General features: G+C 56.8%; 17 protein-coding genes and 1 CRISPR repeat array. Of the genes, 4 read left to right on the forward strand and 13 right to left on the reverse strand.

Features of this window, described 5'->3' with window-relative positions:
- Positions 1-312 precede the first annotated feature (312 nt).
- The gene (locus LPW13_RS11225; protein ID WP_230435455.1) at positions 313-1,896 is read left to right on the forward strand and encodes a methyl-accepting chemotaxis protein; all 1,584 of its coding nucleotides are present in this window, start codon (positions 313-315) and stop codon (positions 1,894-1,896) included.
- Here LPW13_RS11225 and yghU read toward each other — a convergent pair.
- The 4 genes from yghU to LPW13_RS11245 form a co-directional block, all read right to left on the reverse strand.
- Complete coding sequence (gene yghU / locus LPW13_RS11230; protein ID WP_230435456.1) at positions 1,863-2,735, reverse strand: glutathione-dependent disulfide-bond oxidoreductase; 873 nt, start codon at positions 2,733-2,735, stop codon at positions 1,863-1,865. The two genes, LPW13_RS11225 and yghU, sit on opposite strands and share 34 nt — an antisense overlap.
- A 140-nt stretch (positions 2,736-2,875) precedes the next feature.
- Positions 2,876-3,442: a transglutaminase-like domain-containing protein gene (locus tag LPW13_RS11235; RefSeq protein ID WP_230435457.1), complete on the reverse strand. Its 567-nt coding sequence runs from the start codon at positions 3,440-3,442 to the stop codon at positions 2,876-2,878.
- Between the two features lie 20 nt (positions 3,443-3,462).
- Positions 3,463-3,921, reverse strand: coding sequence for a GNAT family N-acetyltransferase (locus tag LPW13_RS11240; RefSeq protein ID WP_230435458.1), 459 nt, complete (start codon positions 3,919-3,921; stop codon positions 3,463-3,465).
- 47 nt (positions 3,922-3,968) lie between these two features.
- Positions 3,969-4,829, reverse strand: a complete 861-nt coding sequence (locus LPW13_RS11245; RefSeq protein WP_230435459.1) for a GNAT family N-acetyltransferase — start codon at positions 4,827-4,829, stop codon at positions 3,969-3,971.
- A gap of 335 nt (positions 4,830-5,164) precedes the next feature.
- Here LPW13_RS11245 and LPW13_RS11250 point away from each other — a divergent pair, with 335 nt between their 5' ends.
- Both LPW13_RS11250 and LPW13_RS11255 read left to right on the forward strand, forming a co-directional pair.
- The gene (locus LPW13_RS11250) at positions 5,165-5,845 is read left to right on the forward strand and encodes a hypothetical protein (protein WP_230435460.1); all 681 of its coding nucleotides are present in this window, start codon (positions 5,165-5,167) and stop codon (positions 5,843-5,845) included.
- A gap of 12 nt (positions 5,846-5,857) precedes the next feature.
- A complete protein-coding gene (locus LPW13_RS11255) occupies positions 5,858-6,211 on the forward strand; it encodes a hypothetical protein (protein WP_230435461.1) in 354 nt (117 codons plus the stop codon).
- A gap of 195 nt (positions 6,212-6,406) precedes the next feature.
- Positions 6,407-8,449: a CRISPR direct-repeat array (repeat unit 29 nt; unit sequence CGGTTCATCCCCACGCATGTGGGGAACAC).
- 121 nt (positions 8,450-8,570) lie between these two features.
- On the opposite strand, the gene cas2e is transcribed toward LPW13_RS11255, so the two are convergent.
- The 9 genes from cas2e to LPW13_RS11300 all read right to left on the reverse strand — a co-directional run bounded on the left by cas2e (position 8,571) and on the right by LPW13_RS11300 (position 18,004).
- Positions 8,571-8,870, reverse strand: a complete 300-nt coding sequence (gene cas2e / locus LPW13_RS11260; RefSeq protein ID WP_230435463.1) for a type I-E CRISPR-associated endoribonuclease Cas2e — start codon at positions 8,868-8,870, stop codon at positions 8,571-8,573.
- Between the two features lie 2 nt (positions 8,871-8,872).
- Entirely contained in the window at positions 8,873-9,790 is a 918-nt protein-coding gene (cas1e, locus tag LPW13_RS11265; RefSeq protein ID WP_230435465.1) for a type I-E CRISPR-associated endonuclease Cas1e, read from the reverse strand.
- Between the two features lie 15 nt (positions 9,791-9,805).
- Entirely contained in the window at positions 9,806-10,420 is a 615-nt protein-coding gene (cas6e, locus tag LPW13_RS11270) for a type I-E CRISPR-associated protein Cas6/Cse3/CasE (RefSeq protein ID WP_230435466.1), read from the reverse strand.
- Entirely contained in the window at positions 10,395-11,057 is a 663-nt protein-coding gene (gene cas5e / locus LPW13_RS11275) for a type I-E CRISPR-associated protein Cas5/CasD (RefSeq protein WP_230435468.1), read from the reverse strand. Before cas5e ends, cas6e begins: the two co-directional genes overlap by 26 nt.
- A gap of 2 nt (positions 11,058-11,059) precedes the next feature.
- The gene (gene cas7e, locus LPW13_RS11280; protein WP_230435469.1) at positions 11,060-12,199 is read right to left on the reverse strand and encodes a type I-E CRISPR-associated protein Cas7/Cse4/CasC; all 1,140 of its coding nucleotides are present in this window, start codon (positions 12,197-12,199) and stop codon (positions 11,060-11,062) included.
- Between the two features lie 10 nt (positions 12,200-12,209).
- Complete coding sequence (gene casB, locus LPW13_RS11285) at positions 12,210-12,764, reverse strand: type I-E CRISPR-associated protein Cse2/CasB (protein WP_230435470.1); 555 nt, start codon at positions 12,762-12,764, stop codon at positions 12,210-12,212.
- A complete protein-coding gene (gene casA, locus LPW13_RS11290; protein WP_268932637.1) occupies positions 12,761-14,323 on the reverse strand; it encodes a type I-E CRISPR-associated protein Cse1/CasA in 1,563 nt (520 codons plus the stop codon). The genes casB and casA overlap by 4 nt, the downstream gene beginning before the upstream one ends.
- A complete protein-coding gene (gene cas3, locus LPW13_RS11295; protein WP_230435473.1) occupies positions 14,320-17,019 on the reverse strand; it encodes a CRISPR-associated helicase Cas3' in 2,700 nt (899 codons plus the stop codon). Before cas3 ends, casA begins: the two co-directional genes overlap by 4 nt.
- Positions 17,020-17,164: 145 nt before the next feature.
- Complete coding sequence (locus LPW13_RS11300; RefSeq protein ID WP_230435475.1) at positions 17,165-18,004, reverse strand: helix-turn-helix transcriptional regulator; 840 nt, start codon at positions 18,002-18,004, stop codon at positions 17,165-17,167.
- Positions 18,005-18,433: 429 nt separating this feature from the next.
- Between LPW13_RS11300 and rsxA the strand changes: the two genes are divergently transcribed.
- Positions 18,434-19,009 carry an electron transport complex subunit RsxA gene (rsxA, locus tag LPW13_RS11305; RefSeq protein ID WP_230435477.1) on the forward strand — a complete coding sequence of 192 codons (576 nt, stop codon included), beginning with the start codon at positions 18,434-18,436 and terminating at the stop codon, positions 19,007-19,009.
- Positions 19,010-19,016 lie beyond the last annotated feature (7 nt).

The raw sequence follows: 19,016 nt of genomic DNA on the forward strand, positions 1-19,016 counted from the left end.
CCGCTGGATGCACCAGCGCATTATTAGTAGTCGATTCCCCCCCCGGATGGCTAGCTTGGGATCCAGGTTCTACCTAACCAGAAAAAGGTAGAGCAGAAGCACCACCACCCTTAGATCCGGGCGCATGAATTGCTCACCACCGCCCCCCTCTTACCCATCCTAACCCGAGAATACTTCTGACTTTTCGCCTCAAGAGTTTCGACAAACGGCCGAAGATACAGCCCAGAATCCAGACAAATCCCAAAGGGCATCATGTTAAGTCATTTCAAAATCGGGGCGCGCCTTGCGTTCGCGTTCGCACTGATCACCGGGTTGCTCGTCGCCGCCAGCCTGAGCGGTCTACTCATGCTATCCAAATTCAAACATTCGACAGACAACATGCTCAATGTGTATGTCGCGCTGGCGCTGAATGCCCAGCGGGCGACAACCCTCGCACTGGAAGAACGTCGATTTGAAAAAGATGTATTCATCAATATCAAATCGAAAGATCAGGTAAAAGTCTATTTCGAACGGTGGCAGGAAGCTGGAGTACAGCTTGAGGAAGTATTGAACGCAGGCCAGGCTCTCGCCTACGACGAAGAACTGTTGCAGCATTATGAAGCAGCTCGACAGGCATTGGCCGAGTACCAGCAAGGATTTGGCAATGTCCATCAACGTATAGTGGCCGGACAACTGAGATCCACCAACGCCGCCAATGCCGACTTTGCCCAATACAAAGAAAGCGTTTACCAGATCGAATCAACCGCGAACGCCATCAAAGAAAAAACCTCCGCGGATATGGCCAATGTCACCCTCACCCTCCGCCAAAATTACGAAAGTGCCATATTCTGGATCAAGGTAGTTGCACTTGCGGCCGTGGTGCTGGCGGCAGCACTTTCCGTCGTCATATCCAGAAGTATCACGCGTCCGTTGAATGCCGCCGTCGGCATTGCTCGCGATATCAGCCAGGGAGACCTGCGTCAGAAAATTACCATCAGTGGGCGCGACGAACCTGCCATGCTGTTGAGCGCCATGCGCGAGATGAGCAGCTCGCTGACCCAGCTGGTAGCCAACTTGAAAATGACAAGTGACTCGGTCAGCACTGGCGCAAACGAAATGTCCGCAGGTGCAGAAGAATTATCGACACGCACCGAGCAACAGGCCGCAGCACTGCAGGAAACTGCGGCCAGCATGGAAGAGTTTTCGGCCACTGCGCAGCAAAATGCCCAGGCCACAAAGAATGCCAACGAACTTGCCAGTACTGCCTCTGAACGCGCCCGGACTGGCGGGGAAGAGGTAAAAACCAGCGTATCCCTGATGCAGGAAATCGCTCAACGGTCCAACGAGATGAACAGCATTATTGAAGCCATCGACGGAATTGCCTTCCAGACCAATATTCTCGCGTTGAATGCATCCGTCGAGGCAGCCCGCGCCGGTGAGCAGGGAAGAGGTTTTGCCGTCGTCGCCGCCGAAGTACGCAGCCTGGCCAGCAGCGCCGCCGAATCCTCCGGCAAGATCCGCGAGATGCTGCTGGAGACTCAGGAAATGATCAGCCGTTGTGCCACCCAGGCCAACCGCAGCGGCGAGACCATTGATCAAACCGTTTCGGCAATTCAAAACCTGGCGGCGTTAATGGACGAGGTTTCATCCGCTACTGGAGAGCAGATAAGCGGTATCAGCCAGGTCACTACGGCCGTGTCCCAGATTGACGTAGCAACCCAGCAGAATGCTTCGCTAGTACAGGAATCCAGCGCAACCGCCCAAACTATGGCGGCACAGGCACAGCAGCTTCTGACACTGATCAGCCGCTTCAAGATCATTGAAAATGAAGGTTCCGACGGGAAGCCGACAGCAGCACAGGCGCTGCCGGACGTTCAGCATCCTCAGCCCGCCGAAGAATCCCCGATCTTGTCCTGAGTCCGCAGTTCAAAGTCGCTGGCATCGTGGCGCTCGTGCAGTTGCTCCGCGGGCTCGCCCCAGGTGCGGTTGACCATGCGTCCACGCTGAACCGCCGGTCGTTCGCCGATTTCTTTCACCCAACGGTTCAGATGTTTGTAGGTATGAGCCTCGAGAAACTCCGCCGCGTCGTAAGCCTCGTTGTTCACCACCGCACCGTACCAGGGCCAGATAGCCATATCGGCAATGGTGTATTCGTGCCCGGCAATAAACGGATGATTGGCGAGTTGTCGGTCCAGCACATCCATCTGCCGCTTCACTTCCATGGTGTAGCGATTGATGGGGTATTCGTATTTCTCCGGCGCGTAGGCATAGAAGTGCCCGAAACCCCCGCCGAGAAACGGCGCGGCGCCCATTTGCCAGAACAGCCAGTTCAATGCCTCGGTGCGCTGCTCCGGGGTATGCGGCAGGAAGGCGCCGAACTTTTCCGCCAGGTACAGCAGAATGGAACCGGACTCGAACACGCGGATTGGCGGTGTGGTGCTGTGGTCCACCATAGCCGGGATTTTGGAATTGGGATTGGCTTCCACGAAGCCACTGCTGAACTGATCACCCTCGGTGATCCGGATCAGGTGGGCGTCATACTCCGCGCCCTCGTACCCCAGAGCCAACAGCTCCTCCAGCATGATGGTCGGCTTGACGCCGTTGGGTGTCGCCAGGGAGTACAGCTGCAGAGGGTGTTTGCCCACCGGCAGGTTTTTTTCGTGGGTGGCACCGGCTACGGGGCGATTGATATTGGCAAACTGACCGCCGCTTTCCGCATCCCATTTCCACACCTTGGGTGGGGTATATTCCGACATGGATTGCTCCTGTTGTTTGCAATTGTTTGCAGATACCAATAAATAATGACCTGGCAGGAGCATTTCGTTGATGCATCCCGCCCAGTACATCTATCAGCACAATAGGGTAATCCCGCCGGTGGCCGTATCACAAACCCCAGTCACACGTCGGGAAGGCAGGATTCCAGGTCCACTACCGTATCGTGAGCCTCCAGAGCTTCAATAACCTGCGGCAGTGGATCGGCATAGATTTCCGGCAGATCCTGTTCACCCGTCTGTGAGGGCGTGTAGGCCAGGCGCTCCTGCGGCGGAACAAACTCACAGGCAATACCAGTTTTGTTGCCGCGGGGGTCCACGCGATACCAGCCGTAGGCCGGCAGAAATACCGCATTCAATCCGTGCAGGCAGAAACGACCACTCTCCTCCCCGATCAATAACCGCTGATAACAGAGCCCCGCGTGTAGACCGTTCGCGCGCAATAACGCCGCCAGCAGGTGGCTTTTCCCGAAACAGAAACCGGTGCCGGCTTGCAATACTTCGGAGGCCCGACAGGTTACCGGGCCTGCCTGGTGATCCCCGCTGTGGAGAATTTCATCGCGCACAAACTCAAAGCAATTTCTCGCGGTGCCAGAGCGCGCACCGGAAAGACAACGCAGCGCTTCTGCCTTGGCGAGGATCTGTGGATGTCCCCAGTCGATTGTGGTTGATTGTTGTAGATATTGTTCCATCGTCAGATTTTTTGCAGGAATTAAAGGACAAGGGTCATGAACAGGCTGTTGGGGTCTTCTTTATAGTCGGCAAATGGCTCGCAGAACTCGAACCCGTGCCGGGCGTACAGACGGTGCGCCGGCTGGAAAAAGGCCATGGAGCCGGTCTCCAGGCTCAGCCGCGCGTATCCGCGGGCACGTGCCTCACTCAGGATATGCTGCAACATCGCGCTGCCCACGCCGCGACCACGCGCGGCGGCGCCGGTGCGCATAGACTTGATCTCGCCGTGCCCTGCCGTCAGCTCCTTGAGCGCGCCGCAGCCCACCAGAGTTCCTGCGCTGTAAATACTCCAGAAAGTGATATCCGGCTGACGCAGCCCTTCCAGATCCAGCGCGTGCTTGCTCTCCGGTGGCGACATGGCACGCATATCATCAATATGGTCCTGCAGAAATTGCGCAATGTCCTCTCCCGACAGATCATCCACTGCGATCTCAATCAAATCCGTCACCTGTAACCCCGGCTCCGACGCCTTCAAAACTGTAAACTTTACCCCAATTCGAAGGTGGTGACGCCAAAAACTTTATGGTGAGGGATATCGGGCACCGGCCCGGTATACATACGCGCGGTTTCAAACACCTTCTGCATGCCATGGGCTGCCACCAGCTGCTTGGCGGCGGGGTTGGGCTCGGGAATATCAAGGAAGAAGGGCATCTCAGGGGCCAAACGCGCGGTAAGCCCGCCCAGCAGTTTTTCCGCGATAGAGGAAGATTCTGCAAACAGCGGACCAACCTTGTACCCCTCCCGGCAAGGACGCATCACCGCGTATCCGCACAGCTTACCCCCCGTCACAGCGCCCAGGGCAACGGCTCCGGGCTGCGCCACCCAGGACTTGAGGAACGCTTCGCGCCGAGCGGGAAACAGCTGGCGATCGTAATCGGCAATTTCGGTCAATGTATGGCCAGCCAGAGGCGATAACGTCACCAGCTTGCCGGAGATGCTGCCGCTATCTACACGGCTTTGCGGGCCAGCGCCGCGATAGCGCACATTGCGCCAGGCGAGATGGAAGCCGGACTTGCGGTAGTTGGCCTGTTGCTCCACCACACCATCCAGGCCGATATTGCCGCCCTGCACCCGCGCCATCGCCGCCTGCCACAACTGCAGGCCATAGCCGCGCCCACGGTATTCGGGGGCCACGATATAGAACCCGAGAAAGCCGAAATCTGGCGGGTACTTCACCGCCGAGATACAGGCGATCGGCTTGTCACCAAGGCAGCCAACCATAAACCCCTTGGGATCCGTGACGTAGAAAGACTCCGCATCCCCCCGTCCCGGATTCCACCCCTCATTGGCGGCCCATTCTACGGCAATATCAAGATCGGCCCGTGACATTGTGCGAATAGTGTACATTTGCTATTTCCTTGCAGTGACTTTCCGGCCGTATAGACGATCAACTGGAAACCCGATGGCGCTATCGTACCAATTCCAGCGCATCGCTAAGTTTGCTTTTATCTAAAGACGTATAAAAGTTTATATAGATATAGCGGCCTGCGTCAGATAAAATTGCAAGCAATTTCCAGACTTAAATTCTGACCGGTGCATTAAGTTGGTAAATATTCTAGTGCTTCTGGCTGTACCTACGGGTTTATGCAAAAGCTCTCGGATAGCTTCTCCCTGCCGACGCCTATCATTGATGCTCCCCCAAACCGAAATAATATCTATTTGATATCAAGGACGTAATCAACATGCCCGATATTGCTATACCCATCGTTTTTCCTGACTACACAATCGCCGTAAATACGCCTAGGGCTCGCATTAAAATTCCCGACCTACTTCCAGGCATCGATATTCTTCCTGATGACATTGAAATTCCGGAAACTCGAAATAAAGTACCTGAATTGGGGCATGCCGGGATACTGTTCATCAATGGATCCACTGGCACCACGAAGTACTTCGAGTATGGTCGGTACGGACCCAAGGGAATTGTTCGAAAGCACACTATTAGGAATGTAAAGTATATTGGTGAGCACCCAGAAAAAAGTTCATTGACTTACGTATTAAGCCAGATATCAATCAAGGCCGGGCATGGTGGAAGGATTTCAGGGGCTTACATTGAAGTACCCGGTAAATATCAAGCAATGCTGGACAGAGCCAACAAGCGGCTACTGGAAAACAAAAACCCGTCCAGAAAACCATACGACTTGTTCAGCAATAGCTGTAATCATTTTATGAAACAGATCCTTGAAGCCGCCGACGTGTCTATGCCCTACATGGTCGACCCACGACCGAACTCATACATTGAGGAAATTCGTGCTCAGTTTAATGACCTCGACTACTCTCGCGTAGAAAACACGGTATCTCTTGAAAATCCACCCACCTCGCTCGCAGCGATCAATCGGTCATTCATGCAGCCGGCAGCTGCGTAGAGAGGTAATCAAATGCGATTCGCCCTTGCAGTACTCTGCTGTCTTGTAATTCTTACCGCGTGCTCGCTGGAAAAAGTACCCGCAACTGGTCCCGACGGATCTTGGTGGGTAGGTGGCTCTGATGGTGGTGTATTCGTAAAAATAACGGACGATGATAATCCGTCTGATAAATTCTACACCGGCACTATTTACTACGAATACGACCAATCTGTATGGTACCGAGGCGTATTCAAGCTCGTTGGCGATATTGAGTTTTCGCCGGAAAAACGCGACCAATATCTCGCGTGGGACGGAGAACGACTACATCTGACTGGATCAAGCTATCTGGAGGCCACCGAGGACTTTCCCGGCAGCGAGCACGAGTAACACCAGGTATTCAATAGCTAGAACAACACCACAACTTGACCTCAGCTTCGACAGAACACTGTCCAATCCTCGCAATCAAAGTCGATTACCACTACGGGAGCTCTGTACGTTCAACTTAGAGAGGGTCTCCAACGTTCTGTGTATCACCGCACCGGGGGAAAAGGTGTCCCCGCTCAAAATGACTCGTGGGCATAGCGGTTCATCCCCACACATGTGGGGAACACGTTACCGGGGCGCGTTGCACCAGTGCCTCGTACGGTTCATCCCCACGTATGTGGGGAACACTACGCCGACAATCCGCGCCTGTTTGAGGTGAGCGGTTCATCCCCACGCATGTGGGGAACACGCAGTCAGGTCGCGCTGCTGCCACTCGTGCAGCGGTTCATCCCCACGCATGTGGGGAACACGAGTTTATGCCGAATTTCGTTTTCATCTCAGGCGGTTCATCCCCACGCATGTGGGGAACACTTCCAATATTTCTGCCACGGTTTCCTCGTAGCCGGTTCATCCCCACGCATGTGGGGAACACTCTAAAACTCGCCTGATCACTGTTGCAATGACCGGTTCATCCCCACGCATGTGGGGAACACTCGCGCTGTGCCCCGGTGAACTGCTGGAAAACCGGTTCATCCCCACGCATGTGGGGAACACATACCCTGGGGAAATCCCGAAACTTCTCGCCGCGGTTCATCCCCACGCATGTGGGGAACACGCCAATAGATCAAGTGACCCCATCAGAAACCCCCGGTTCATCCCCACGCATGTGGGGAACACACTAGCCATGGATCACCCCCTTAAATTTCCAGCGGTTCATCCCCACGCATGTGGGGAACACGATGTTGCGCTCGGTCGGCATATCTTCAGCCTCGGTTCATCCCCACGCATGTGGGGAACACTTAACCGACGATTGGCGGAGCAACGTCTGACTCGGTTCATCCCCACGCATGTGGGGAACACCCGCTCAGACCGAGTTGAGCGCCGAACATACCCGGTTCATCCCCACGCATGTGGGGAACACCCGCTCAGACCGAGTTGAGCGCCGAACATACCCGGTTCATCCCCACGCATGTGGGGAACACAAAGTCGATTGTAAAGTAGCGGGTTGGGAGACCGGTTCATCCCCACGCATGTGGGGAACACTTTGTCTTTCTTACCGGACGACTCTTTGTGGGCGGTTCATCCCCACGCATGTGGGGAACACTGGATGCAACGTTGTTGTCAGTTACCGGAAACCGGTTCATCCCCACGCATGTGGGGAACACAATACCTCGACCAGTGATTAACCCGATATACGCGGTTCATCCCCACGCATGTGGGGAACACACCCCGGACGGCCCACCGGTTATTGATGCAACCGGTTCATCCCCACGCATGTGGGGAACACACGGGTGAGGCATGGACGAATTGTTAAAAATTCGGTTCATCCCCACGCATGTGGGGAACACCTGTTCAAGTTGCGCTGCGAGCTCTGCCCGCTCGGTTCATCCCCACGCATGTGGGGAACACCAATGCCATCCCCAGAGGCGACAGTGCGGGCGCGGTTCATCCCCACGCATGTGGGGAACACTACCGCTGGCTGGCCCCCCAGCTTTGCCATTTCGGTTCATCCCCACGCATGTGGGGAACACGCCCCACTGTTCGTAATCAGCATACGCCCCGCCGGTTCATCCCCACGCATGTGGGGAACACAACGCCCGGGTTGGAACGTTTTAGCAGCGCATCGGTTCATCCCCACGCATGTGGGGAACACCCGGAGAACTGCAGCGCGAGGCCGTGAAAACGCGGTTCATCCCCACGCATGTGGGGAACACCGGCAGATACGCATACCGCCGTTTCCCAGATCCGGTTCATCCCCACGCATGTGGGGAACACGTCGTCCATCACTTGATCGTGCGCCTCGGCATCGGTTCATCCCCACGCATGTGGGGAACACCCGGCTGTCAGCGGTGAGCACATGATGGGCGCCGGTTCATCCCCACGCATGTGGGGAACACTGGTCCGCGGTATCACGCCGGAGGCATACCAGCGGTTCATCCCCACGCATGTGGGGAACACACCACGCGCCAATCCGAAGTCTACGAGAACACCGGTTCATCCCCACGCATGTGGGGAACACGCTTGGTGCTCTTCTGGCCGGCCCTGCTGGCACGGTTCATCCCCACGCATGTGGGGAACACCCCTGGGCTTTCATATCTGGTTTGCTCATCAGCGGTTCATCCCCACGCATGTGGGGAACACTCCAAGTGTACATGATTGATTTTAAAGGAAAAATTTCACCCCTGATTTTCTACCGCGATTTGGAACGAACAAGCTGCCGCAAAGCAGCTAAGTAAAGGTAGGGAAATGGGGGAATGGAGGATCAGCCGGGTTCAGGCTTCACTGGGACAAAGGACACCAACCGCAACCCTTCATAATCAACTGGAACACGCCTGTTTGAGCCGTGTGTCTGAAAATCAAACCCTGACTCTGTATTCGTGGCCCAAGCCATAACTGCGTTGCCGTCTTCAGCCAACTCTGTAATCTGAAACCAAATCATTTCTCGAACGCGCTTGGAAATGTCGCCTACGTAAACACCGGCACGCACCTCCAACAGCCATACGGCCAGCCGGCCCCTCAACCGAGCAGGAACATTTTCCGTAACCACTGTGACCATGCTCATGATCAACCGCCCCTATGGCCGCGGTCACCAATTGAATCTGGCTCGGGAATTGCTGGGGGCACTGCATCTTTTGGGGCACCTGGAGGGGTGATACCACCGGCCGAGAGCACATCTTCAATCAAGGGAATCAGCCGCTTCAACGTCTTGGTCTCGCGAAACATATCCCGGCAAGCAACGCGCACGTCCCTATCGGGGTATCTGGGATTAGTCGCAGCTACTTTAAAGGCGGCGGGAACCACCGTTTCAAACTTCAGAATATCTGCGATGTCATATACAAATGAGAGAGGCTTACCACTATGCAGGAATCCGACGGCAGGCGCGTAGCCAGCCGCCAATATCGCTGCTTCGGTGATACCGTATAAGCAGGAGGTGGCCGCGCTGATACACTGATTTGCTTTATCTCCAGCGCTCCAGTTTTTTGGGTCGTAGCGGCGACCATGCCATTCAACACCATACTGCTTGGCAAACACGCCGTACATCTTGCGCACCCGTGCGCCTTCGATACCACGTAACTGATCCACACTGCGACGCTCGGGCGCGGGCTCGCCAAAACGCAGCTCGAACATCTTGCGTACCACCTTCAGGCGCAGGTTTTCATCCAGGGCCAGCTTGGCCTGATACAACAGCCGATCCGAACGCGCGCCACCGGGCTGACCGGATGCATACATCCGCACTCCGGCTTCGCCGACCCAGACAAGCAGAGTCCCCACCTGCGCAGCCAATTTGACTGCGGCGTGGGATACTCGCGTGCCCGGCTCCAGCATGATACAGGCAACGGAGCCGACGGGAACATGGGTTCGAATTCCCCCTTTGTCCACCAGCACAAAAGCGCCGTCGATCACGTCGACCTGGCCGTACTGAAGAAAGATCATCGAGCTGCGGTCCTTAATCGCTATGGGTTTCAGGGGGAGGAAAGCCATGATTTCTCACTCCCATCAACAAGGCGCTACACTCAGCAGTCCACAACCGAAGGCCTTCGCCGGGCCGATACCGGCCATTAACGCGCGACTGAAGGTCTCAGTGTTGTTTACCTGCAAGACACCTTCAAAACAGGTGCGTCGCACACTGATCCGCGCACTGCCCTTACGGCTGGAGAGTACATCGCTGGCAGCGACCAGTACCGTACTGAGATCAAATCCGTGTCGCTCGCCCTGCCGCTGCAGCCAGGCCAGTTGATCGGCTTCGCCAACCAGCCCATAGCGTTTACCGCAGCGGGTGACTGTCGGATTAGCCTGCAACCGGAAACGATAGGAATTTCCGCTTTCAACCAGTTGCTCCAGAGCTATCAGCTTAGATTCAACCGGTTTCTGCAGATAATTGGGCTGATCCGCCAGAACCGACCAATTTGCCTCTGCCACAGACTGAACCAACACCACCGGCATTGCCCAGGCGTTACCGCCCACCTCCATCCGCCAGAGAAAGCGCGGCGGCGCACTGTGCTCGTCGAGCGCAAATGCCCGTACCAGTGTGCGGTGCATTTCATAGGCATCACCCAAATCGCGCCTGGCCTGGGCGCTGCTCGGGTCAAGCGTCAATTTGGTCAGGTGCATACATCACCTCCGATTTCACGAAACGTGGACCGAAGCGCCGCTCGGCGAACGGAGCTACCGGTTGATCCAGGCGCACGGCACCCTCGGCCGGATCTTCCAGTAAGCAGCGCAACGGTTTGTCTTTGTCGGCCCTCTGGGCCTGCGTCAGGCGTGGATAGGACTTCAAAGCTTCCGCCAGTGGTAATGCCGATAGACCATCCGGCAACCACACCGGACAACCCGGCGTAAAGCTTTTGCGCCCCAATGCCAGCGGCCAGACCGGTGCGCGCAGCGCAGCTTGAACCTGCGCCAGCAGGCTTTCTTCGTCGCCTTCCAGCCCGACCAGAAAGGCGGCATCAGACAGGTAAAAACGCGGGCTGACCACGGTGCGTCCCAAATTGGGCTTGCCGGTGGCGATTAGCACCCCTGTAGCCGTCTGAAAATCACGCATGGGTACACCTTCGCGATCGACTCGCACCCCCATCCGCAACCGCGCCAGGTCTTCCACCGGCTCGCTGCGGTCTCGCCCCAGAGCGGCACAGATCAATCCCAGCACTCCAGATTTAGACGGCTCCAATTGGGTATCGCGCTCATCGAAACGGCTGCTGGTCCCCCAGGACTGCAGCGGCCCCTGCAGGCGCATCAACAGGGTTGCCATATTCAGGCCTCCAACTGGTCGGCTATCTGCATGCGCACCCACACCGTCAGATCTTCCAGGTTGGCTACGCGATTGCCACTGTTCTCCGGCCAGGTATCGCTCAAATCCAGATAAGCCCACTGATCCCGCGAATCGCCATAAACGGTTGCCAACTGTTTTTCGTGTGCTGCCAGCGCCGCTACCGATTGGCCCGTCAATGACTGATCCAGTCGAGCAGAAACTGGTTTTTCAAACGCATTGGCCAGGTTTAGCGGGCTGCTGTGACGCAGGCAGACGCCGACAAAACTGGGTGGGTTGTGGGCGGCGAAGGTATTTTGCTTGCCAGTGGGAATAGCCCGCACCATGGCCTGGGTAAATGCCGCCAACGCGGAAAGGGTCAATTCGCCATCTCCCTGCAGATTGCTCTGCAATTTACCGGTGTCGACCACAGCGTAACGGTAGAAAGTTGCTGAGTTAAATTCCACCTGTCCGATCATGCCCGCGCCGGTCTCATCGGGACCGCCCTTGTCGTCCACAGCGGTAAAGTAATCAAATTCCCGCTCGACCCGGTGCGTGCTGATGGCGTGAGCTACCTGGCAGGCGGCATCCTGGTTGACCCCGGGCATATCTGCCAACATGCGGCCAAACAGGGCGACATCCACGGCCTTACCGCCATCCAACAGCGCTTTGGCTTTTTTCACCACTTCGGGCGGTGCGCTGGCCTTGGCCTCTTTCTTGCCTTTCTTTTCCGCACCTACAGGCGCCCCGACCAATTCATCCCAGTGCTGCTCAATCAAATTGGCAAAACCGGCAATTTCAGCCTCACCGAGGAACAGAAGATATTCGGTTTTGTCCTCCTTGAGTTTAAGGCCGGCGGCTGCCAGAGCGGCTTCAATATTGCCCTCCGCTTCGGTCTGCTCCCGCCCCTCCAGGCGCTCCAACAACAGTGACTTGAGTTTTTTGGTACGCACACCGCGATACTCCGGCGCAACTAGGTCGTGTTCCTGTGAGGCCAGGCGAATAGCGCGTTTAAAACACTGACTGCTGACGCGGGCGCGGCGATGGCCACCGAAAATCGCATCTTTGGGTGCGCCGGTGTCATCACGGTTGAGATTGGATGGTGCAAAATTCTGGATCAGATGAAATTCAATAAAAAGGCTCATGATGTCCCTCTCAGTTATTGTCAGGTGTTGGTTCTGTTTCAGGGGTGGGGGCTTCCAGGGCTCGGTAAAAGTCTCTGGCCCAGCGTTGGCGGATGCCGTCCCGCCAGTCGGCATCGGCCTTCGGGTTGAGCCACGTAGCCAGATCTTTTAGCAAGGCGGCATAGTCCAGCGATATATCATCGGCGGCTAGCAGGGTGATCACTTGGCGCAGATACACTGGCAGGTTTTCTGCATCGGCACCCAACAGGGCGATAAAACGCTGCTCAATGCTGCCGCTTTCCCGTTTGCGCATCAGTTCACCGAGACTGCTAGCCAGGGTCTTGCTGGCCTGTTTCTTGCTGGCCTGTTTAGGGTGGCAGGCGTATAGACCCGCAACCACATAGAGGGCTAGTCGCCAGGAGTCATTCGCATGTCTTTCGGCGGCAAAGCGCTCCACATGGGGATAGGCTGGTGGATAGGCCCCCGGGGGAAAGCCCAGGCTGCGGCGCAGCACAGCCACCGCCCCGCGGTCACGCTCCCGCAAACGTTCCAGGTGCGCGATAAAGTCCTGTTTGGTGTCACTCATGCTTGAGTCTCCTCCTCGGCGACGGCGTGGTTGGTTTGAACGGGCCTCAGTGGCTTCAACTTTTTCATCAGGTTCATATAACCCCTGGCCTCGGCGCGTAGCGCTTTCGGGGAATCACCGAGCGCATCGCAGACCGACTGCCACGCCGTATCGGCTGCCGCCAGCAGGGCTTGCTGCCAGATCGCATCGGCCTTATCCAGGTCGCTGGAATTACCGGTGCCCAACAGGTCCATTACCCGGCCCAGTGAGCGCTCGGCTGCGGAGAAATAAAGTGGCGTCGCCGAGCCGGTGTCGAACAGATTGCGCGCACGCGTTTTCGTATCTTTGTGTTCCGATTCGGGCATGCTTTCCGCAAGGGCCCTGGCGGCGATGCTTCTGATATCGTTGAAGACTTCTTCTGCCTGACGCACATAGACACGCAGTTCTTCGGCACCTTCTGGAGAAAGCAACAGGGCGGTCGGCAAATTGAAACGCTCAGAGCGCCAACGCAGCAGCTTGGCTTGATCGCTCGCCAAACCCGCCACCAACAATGACTGCTCGTTAGTGGCGAGGTTGGCCAACAAGCTGGCAGCCCAGTGCAACACCGGGGCAGGCTGCGAGGCCTTGCCTTCAGCATCGGGCAACAGTGTCGGCAAATCACGCCAAAAGGCGCGCCCCTCCGTGAAACTCAATCGCACCAGGTTTTGCTTACTCACGCGATAACTGGCCATCGGGTCGGGCGCCTGCACATCGTCGGCCAGGGCAATACCGGCGGCAAAACGCAACCATTGCACTTGTCCCTGTTCATCCGGCAGCAGTAGTACTGCGCGAGTCTGCCGTGTGTAGCGGTCATTGGGGCCGCTGGCCGGCCTCGGCGCGGCCTGTAACTGCGCAACGCTTGGCAACTCCTGCTCCCAACACGGCAAATCCTCGTGGCCAGAGGGAGTTGGCGCATGCAGCGCCATACAAAGAGTTTCCGCCAACGACGAACCAAGGGGCAAGACGGCGGCAGTATTGGCCAGGGCCCCAGCCTTATCCGAAGAGCGCAGGGTTTTGACCAGGCCACCGGGAGTAAATTGAAGGAACCCCAATAGGGCTCGCAACACATTAGCTGCTGATGTGGGTTGTGGTGTCAGATCGCAGGAATGATCGAACACGACGGGTGTATTACCGTTGGCACTGGCCAAAGATATCTGTGCCCAAGGCTTCTGCTTTTCGCGGGTTTCCTCCGCTTCGGCCAGCGCCGCTACTTGCATAAATGGCTGCCCTGGGTGAAACAACCAGAACCGATCACGCCAGTGCTCCAGGTAGTCGAGTATCGCCTCGCTCGGCAGGCCACTTTGGTACCAGCGCAACCGATCTGCGTCTGTCCAACTGCCCTCGCTGCGGCTAAGCGCCCTGTGCGTAATAGCCAGTAGCAACCGGTATTGTGCAATCAGGCTGGGCGGAGCCGTTTCCGCCAATGCGCTGATCTCGCCCGCGCGCTGGAAAACCTCTAACAGCCCCAAATCACATACCTGTCCGTTCTGCAAACGCACCGGCAGCCAGGGTTCGTCTAGCAGGTTGAAGCTCTTATTCATACCTCGTCCTCGGATGAAAGGTCTTTATTCTCATAAACCAGCCCCAGCTCAGCATCCACTCGCAGCCATAGTCGGTCAAGCCGGAAACAACCGTGCTCTAGTGGCAGAGGCACCAAGTGGCGCAATAGTGGATGCTCGGAAAAGGCTGGTGGAACGGTTGCAGCCTGAAAATGCTTGACCAGCGCTTTGCGAGATACCCTGATCTGTCGGGCATAAAGCGCCTTGGCCAAGGCATCAGATGGGTACTTGTCGGGATCGAAAGTACTACCGCCCGGGGTCAATCTCCAGCCATCGGTACTTTCATGAATGGGAACCAGTGTGATCGAGTCATCACCTAAACGGGTGCTGTTGGGCAGGCCCAACCCCTCCTCTCCCTGTTCATAACCGCGGAGTTTCTGTGAATAGGCCAACTGAGGTTCGGCACCCGGATCTATGGCCACATCGGTCGCCATCATCTGCTCGGCCTGGCATTTCCCCATATAATCGCCGTAGGCCTCTATCTCGATAAAATCTCTATCTATTTCGCTCAGACCCGCCGGCAATTCTGTATCGCCGTATACCGTTTGCACCAGGCGATCAATATCTTGTGGCAAATGCAAAATGGACTCGCGCGAAAGCAGCGCCCAGGTGCGACCCAGAATATAGGGGTCGTAAACGTATCCCCAAGCGGTCGTTTTGAGGTCGGGCAGACTTTCCTCGGAAAGCCCGGCCACAAACAGGCGAGCCTGCTGATGAGCATCGGGTCGCGGACGCTGATGGCGATGAAGCCGGCCCGCGCGCTGCAGAATCAGGTCCACAGGTGCCAGATCGGTGAGCATAAAGTCGAAGTCGATATCGAGGCTCTGCTCTGCCACTTGGGTGGCAATCAGCAAGGCCCGCTGTGGCCGCTCGCCGTCGGCACCAAAGCTGGCCAGCACCTCTCGCTCCAGCTCTCCGCGCTGGTCAGCCGGAAAGCGCGCATGAAACAGCAGCAGCTTGGCGCCACTTCCCAGTTGCTCCTTCAGCTTGAGGTAAAGCTCCTGGGCCCGATCAACTGTATTGACAATCAGGGCGCCGCAACCGCCGAGTCGCAGGCACTCAAGCGCACAAGCCGACAGGCTATCCAGATCCTCCCCTACCGCTTGCAAGTTGATCGGCGGCAGCGGCCTGGCCTCGCAAGTTGCCCCCCGCAAGCCGCGGTTATCGGCCAGCAGCAGACGCGGGTAAGGCAGTTGGGGAATTTCACAGACATCCACGTCCCAGGCGCGCAGTAAATCTGCGCGGCGCTTTGCTGGCAGGGTCGCACTCATCAGTACCACCGAGCTGCCCATGGCCTTGAGCCAACGCAGTAAAATGGTGATCAATCCAGATGTGTAGGTGTCATAGGCATGCACTTCGTCGAGCACCACTACCCGGTTGCCGAGCCCCCACAGGCGAACAAAGTGGTGCTTGACGTTGAGCCCCGCGAACAGCGCTTGATCCACAGTACCAACGCCATAGCGCGAGAGTAGTGGGCGCCGGCGCTGGGAGAACCAGGAAGAAGAAGTGACACTCTCTCCGGGCGCGCCGTGAATACCGCGCAGGTGCAATACCTGCTCGTTTAGCGCAGCACCACCATGCACCAACTGCATGTCCAAAGCGGTTTCACCAGCAAAGGCACGCAGAAAATTGATGGCCCGCTGAAACAATGCATTGCCCGTGGCCTGAGTCGGCAGAGCCAGATACAAACCCCGATGCTGGTTGGCGGCCTGCAAGCGCAAGTGTGCAAGAAAAGCCAACTCCGTTTTGCCCTCCCCCATCGGAGCCTCAACTAACAACAAAGCGGGGCCCTGCACGCCCTCGAGCAGACTATCCCCCTCACGCTGCAGCGGACGAGCACCAAACTCGGGTTTCTGGAGAATGCGCCCAATCAATTGGTCCGCATCAGCCAAATCGCTCAGCAAGGGCTTATTCACAATCCAGCCAATGGCTGACAGAGCCTCATCAGCGCGCCAGAGGGCATCGGCATAGTAATCAGTAAACAAGTCGCAGCGCTCGCCCGGAGGAAACCAATCTGGGTTAGAGCCTATCCAGTCAGCTACGCTGGTGAGCCCCGCCAACCACTGCACGGCGGGCTGTGACAGAGCCTCGACTTCTGGCACTCCCTGCGGTGCCAGAACAGCCAGAAAAACATCGAAAATCGTATTCCGCGCCGCGCCCCACGCTTCCGGTTCGCGGAGCGGTTTTGCACGATTAATTTCGATTTGCGAAAAATTGTAGCCATGGTGGGCGCTGATGGCTTGCAATACGTGAAGCACCCAGTACCGCTGTTCGACACCTTGCCGGTTCAGATGCTCACCAAGCAACGCCGCACTCGCACAAGCGTGATCCGTAACTCCGAGTGAACGCTGCGGAAACGCCAGCCCCCGAGCTTCGTCAGCCTGTCGGCCCTCCTGCCATTTATCCTGAAAGCCTGGAATAGCCTTGCCAAAATCGTGAAGCCCTGCAAGAAAAGCGATCCAGCGCACCAGGCTGGGCAAGTATATGCCCAAGGCTTGTGCCGCCCACCGACGGGTGCTCTCAGGTTCGCGCATTAAAATAGTTTCGGCTACTGCCGCTACATCCAACAGGTGTGCCAATAGTCCATGGCCGTATTCCTCGCCACTCTTGGCCCAGACTCTGCGCGCGGGATCAGGCAACTCTGAGAACCTCTTAAGGTAATTATCCGAATTGCTCACAACCTAGAATTCCCTGCGATAACCATCTTGCTATCCTCCAATAGATGCGCTTTTTATCCAGTCTATAGAAATGCCAGGCGCGGCCAATACTGCTCAAATCCACAGGTAAACATGCTTGACGTCTGCAGCGCTAATAACGTCGAGATCACCCAAATAACCATTCCTGCACGTCATCAAAATTGACAAGCACCAGCTGCTGCGCCTCAGGCCGACCGTCCAGCATCTTGGTATTCACCCGCATTTCCTGCAGCAGGTAATTCGCCAACGGGGCTCGTGTTGTCAGATGGAGCTGCCCGTTGGTCATTCCGTAGTCGTTCTCCAGCACGGCCTTTTTTTCGGCATTGAGGCGGGAGTCCGGCTCAAAGATCAGGGTGATCTCGGTATTCCATTTCTCGTCTCCGTCTGCGGTATGTTGAGACTTACCCAGCATTTCAGGCTGGCCGTGGAACCGGCTCAGTACAAAGTCCCGGTAATCCCCGTTCTTTTCGCACCAGGCGCGGAGGTGCCAGCGCGGACCGGTATTGACGAAGGTGTGCGGGACGATGATGCGCCCTTCCCGGTTGGGGTTGCCGATGGAGCCGTAATCCACCTCTACTCGGCGGGATTCGCGCAGGGCTCGCACCAGAGGGCGGATGACTTCGGGGGTGATGTTTCTGGGAGGATGGGGAAGGATAAAGTGTGGCAGGTATACCGGAGACTGGGATGGCAGCGGGCTGGCCTGTAGCCCGCTCATCCAACTCAGGTACTCTGCTACATCGTCACTGATGTGGTGGCGCTGGAAGTCAGGAGCGGGCAGGTGCGCTCCGTCACTGCGCTGATATTCAAGCAGGTTCTGCGGGTAGGCTTTGCGGTAGTGGCCAATTTCTGAACTGGCGAGCTGCCGGCTGATTCCAAAGAATTCGCGCAGATGCCGTGTGGTGAGTCGGCCTTCCCAGTAGGCGATCAACTCGATCAGCCAGAATCGACGATTTTGTGCTTCTTCCATGGCGCCACCGGTTCGGGCTTCTCCTTTGGGGGGCGCCCTTATTTTTTTGTGAACTGGTTGGCACTTTTTACGACATCGCTCGTGGCGGGTCAACCGCTCTCAGTAATACCTACATTTCTGCACATCAATACTACGAGACCTGCCTGAGCCGATCGTTGCCCGGATTTGTCATCTACCCGCCCCTACGGCACTTCACTTAATATGGGGAATCTGCCAAGTTGAACGGGCATAGGCACTCGCCCATAATACCGCCCCCAATTGTTACGGGTTTCCCCACTTTTCGGGTCGGCTATCGGCCGGTCCGGCCCCGGTTGTCAGGAAAGTCATCTGTCAGAGGGGCAGATAGTGGGGCAGAACCGCCATCGCCGCCTCCCGGATCGGCCAGAATGTATACGGCCGCCCCTGAAAACGAGGCAGAACGGATTATCTATGAGCGAATTTACCGTCATCCTGCTGTCCACCATCCTGGTGAACAACTATGTGCTGGTGCAGTTTCTTGGCCTGTGCCCGTTTATGGGGGTTTCCAACAAGCTGGAAACCGCCGTGGGCATGGCGGGCGCGACCACTTTTGTGCTGACCCTGGCGGCAATCTGTTCCTATCTGGTGAACAACTACCTGCTGGAACCTTTCGGCATGGAGTACCTGCGCACCATCTCCTTCATCCTGGTGATTGCTGTCGTGGTGCAGTTCGCGCGTATGTTCATCGAGAAGACCAGCCCGCTGCTGCACCGGGTGTTGGGAGTCTTCCTTCCTCTTATTACCACCAACTGCGCGGTGCTGGGTGTGGCGTTGCAGAACACCATGAAGGCGAACAACTTCGTGCAGTCCACACTCTACGGCTTTGGCGCGGCGGTGGGTTTCTCCCTGGTGCTGATCCTGTTCGCGGCGATGCGCGAGCGCCTCACGGTAGCGGATGTGCCCAAGCCCTTTAAAGGCGCCGCCATCGGCATGATGACCGCGGGACTGATGTCGCTGGCCTTTATGGGCTTCGGCGGGTTGGTATAAGGAGTAC

It is taken from the genome of Microbulbifer celer, from assembly GCF_020991125.1.
Lineage (GTDB): Bacteria > Pseudomonadota > Gammaproteobacteria > Pseudomonadales > Cellvibrionaceae > Microbulbifer > Microbulbifer celer.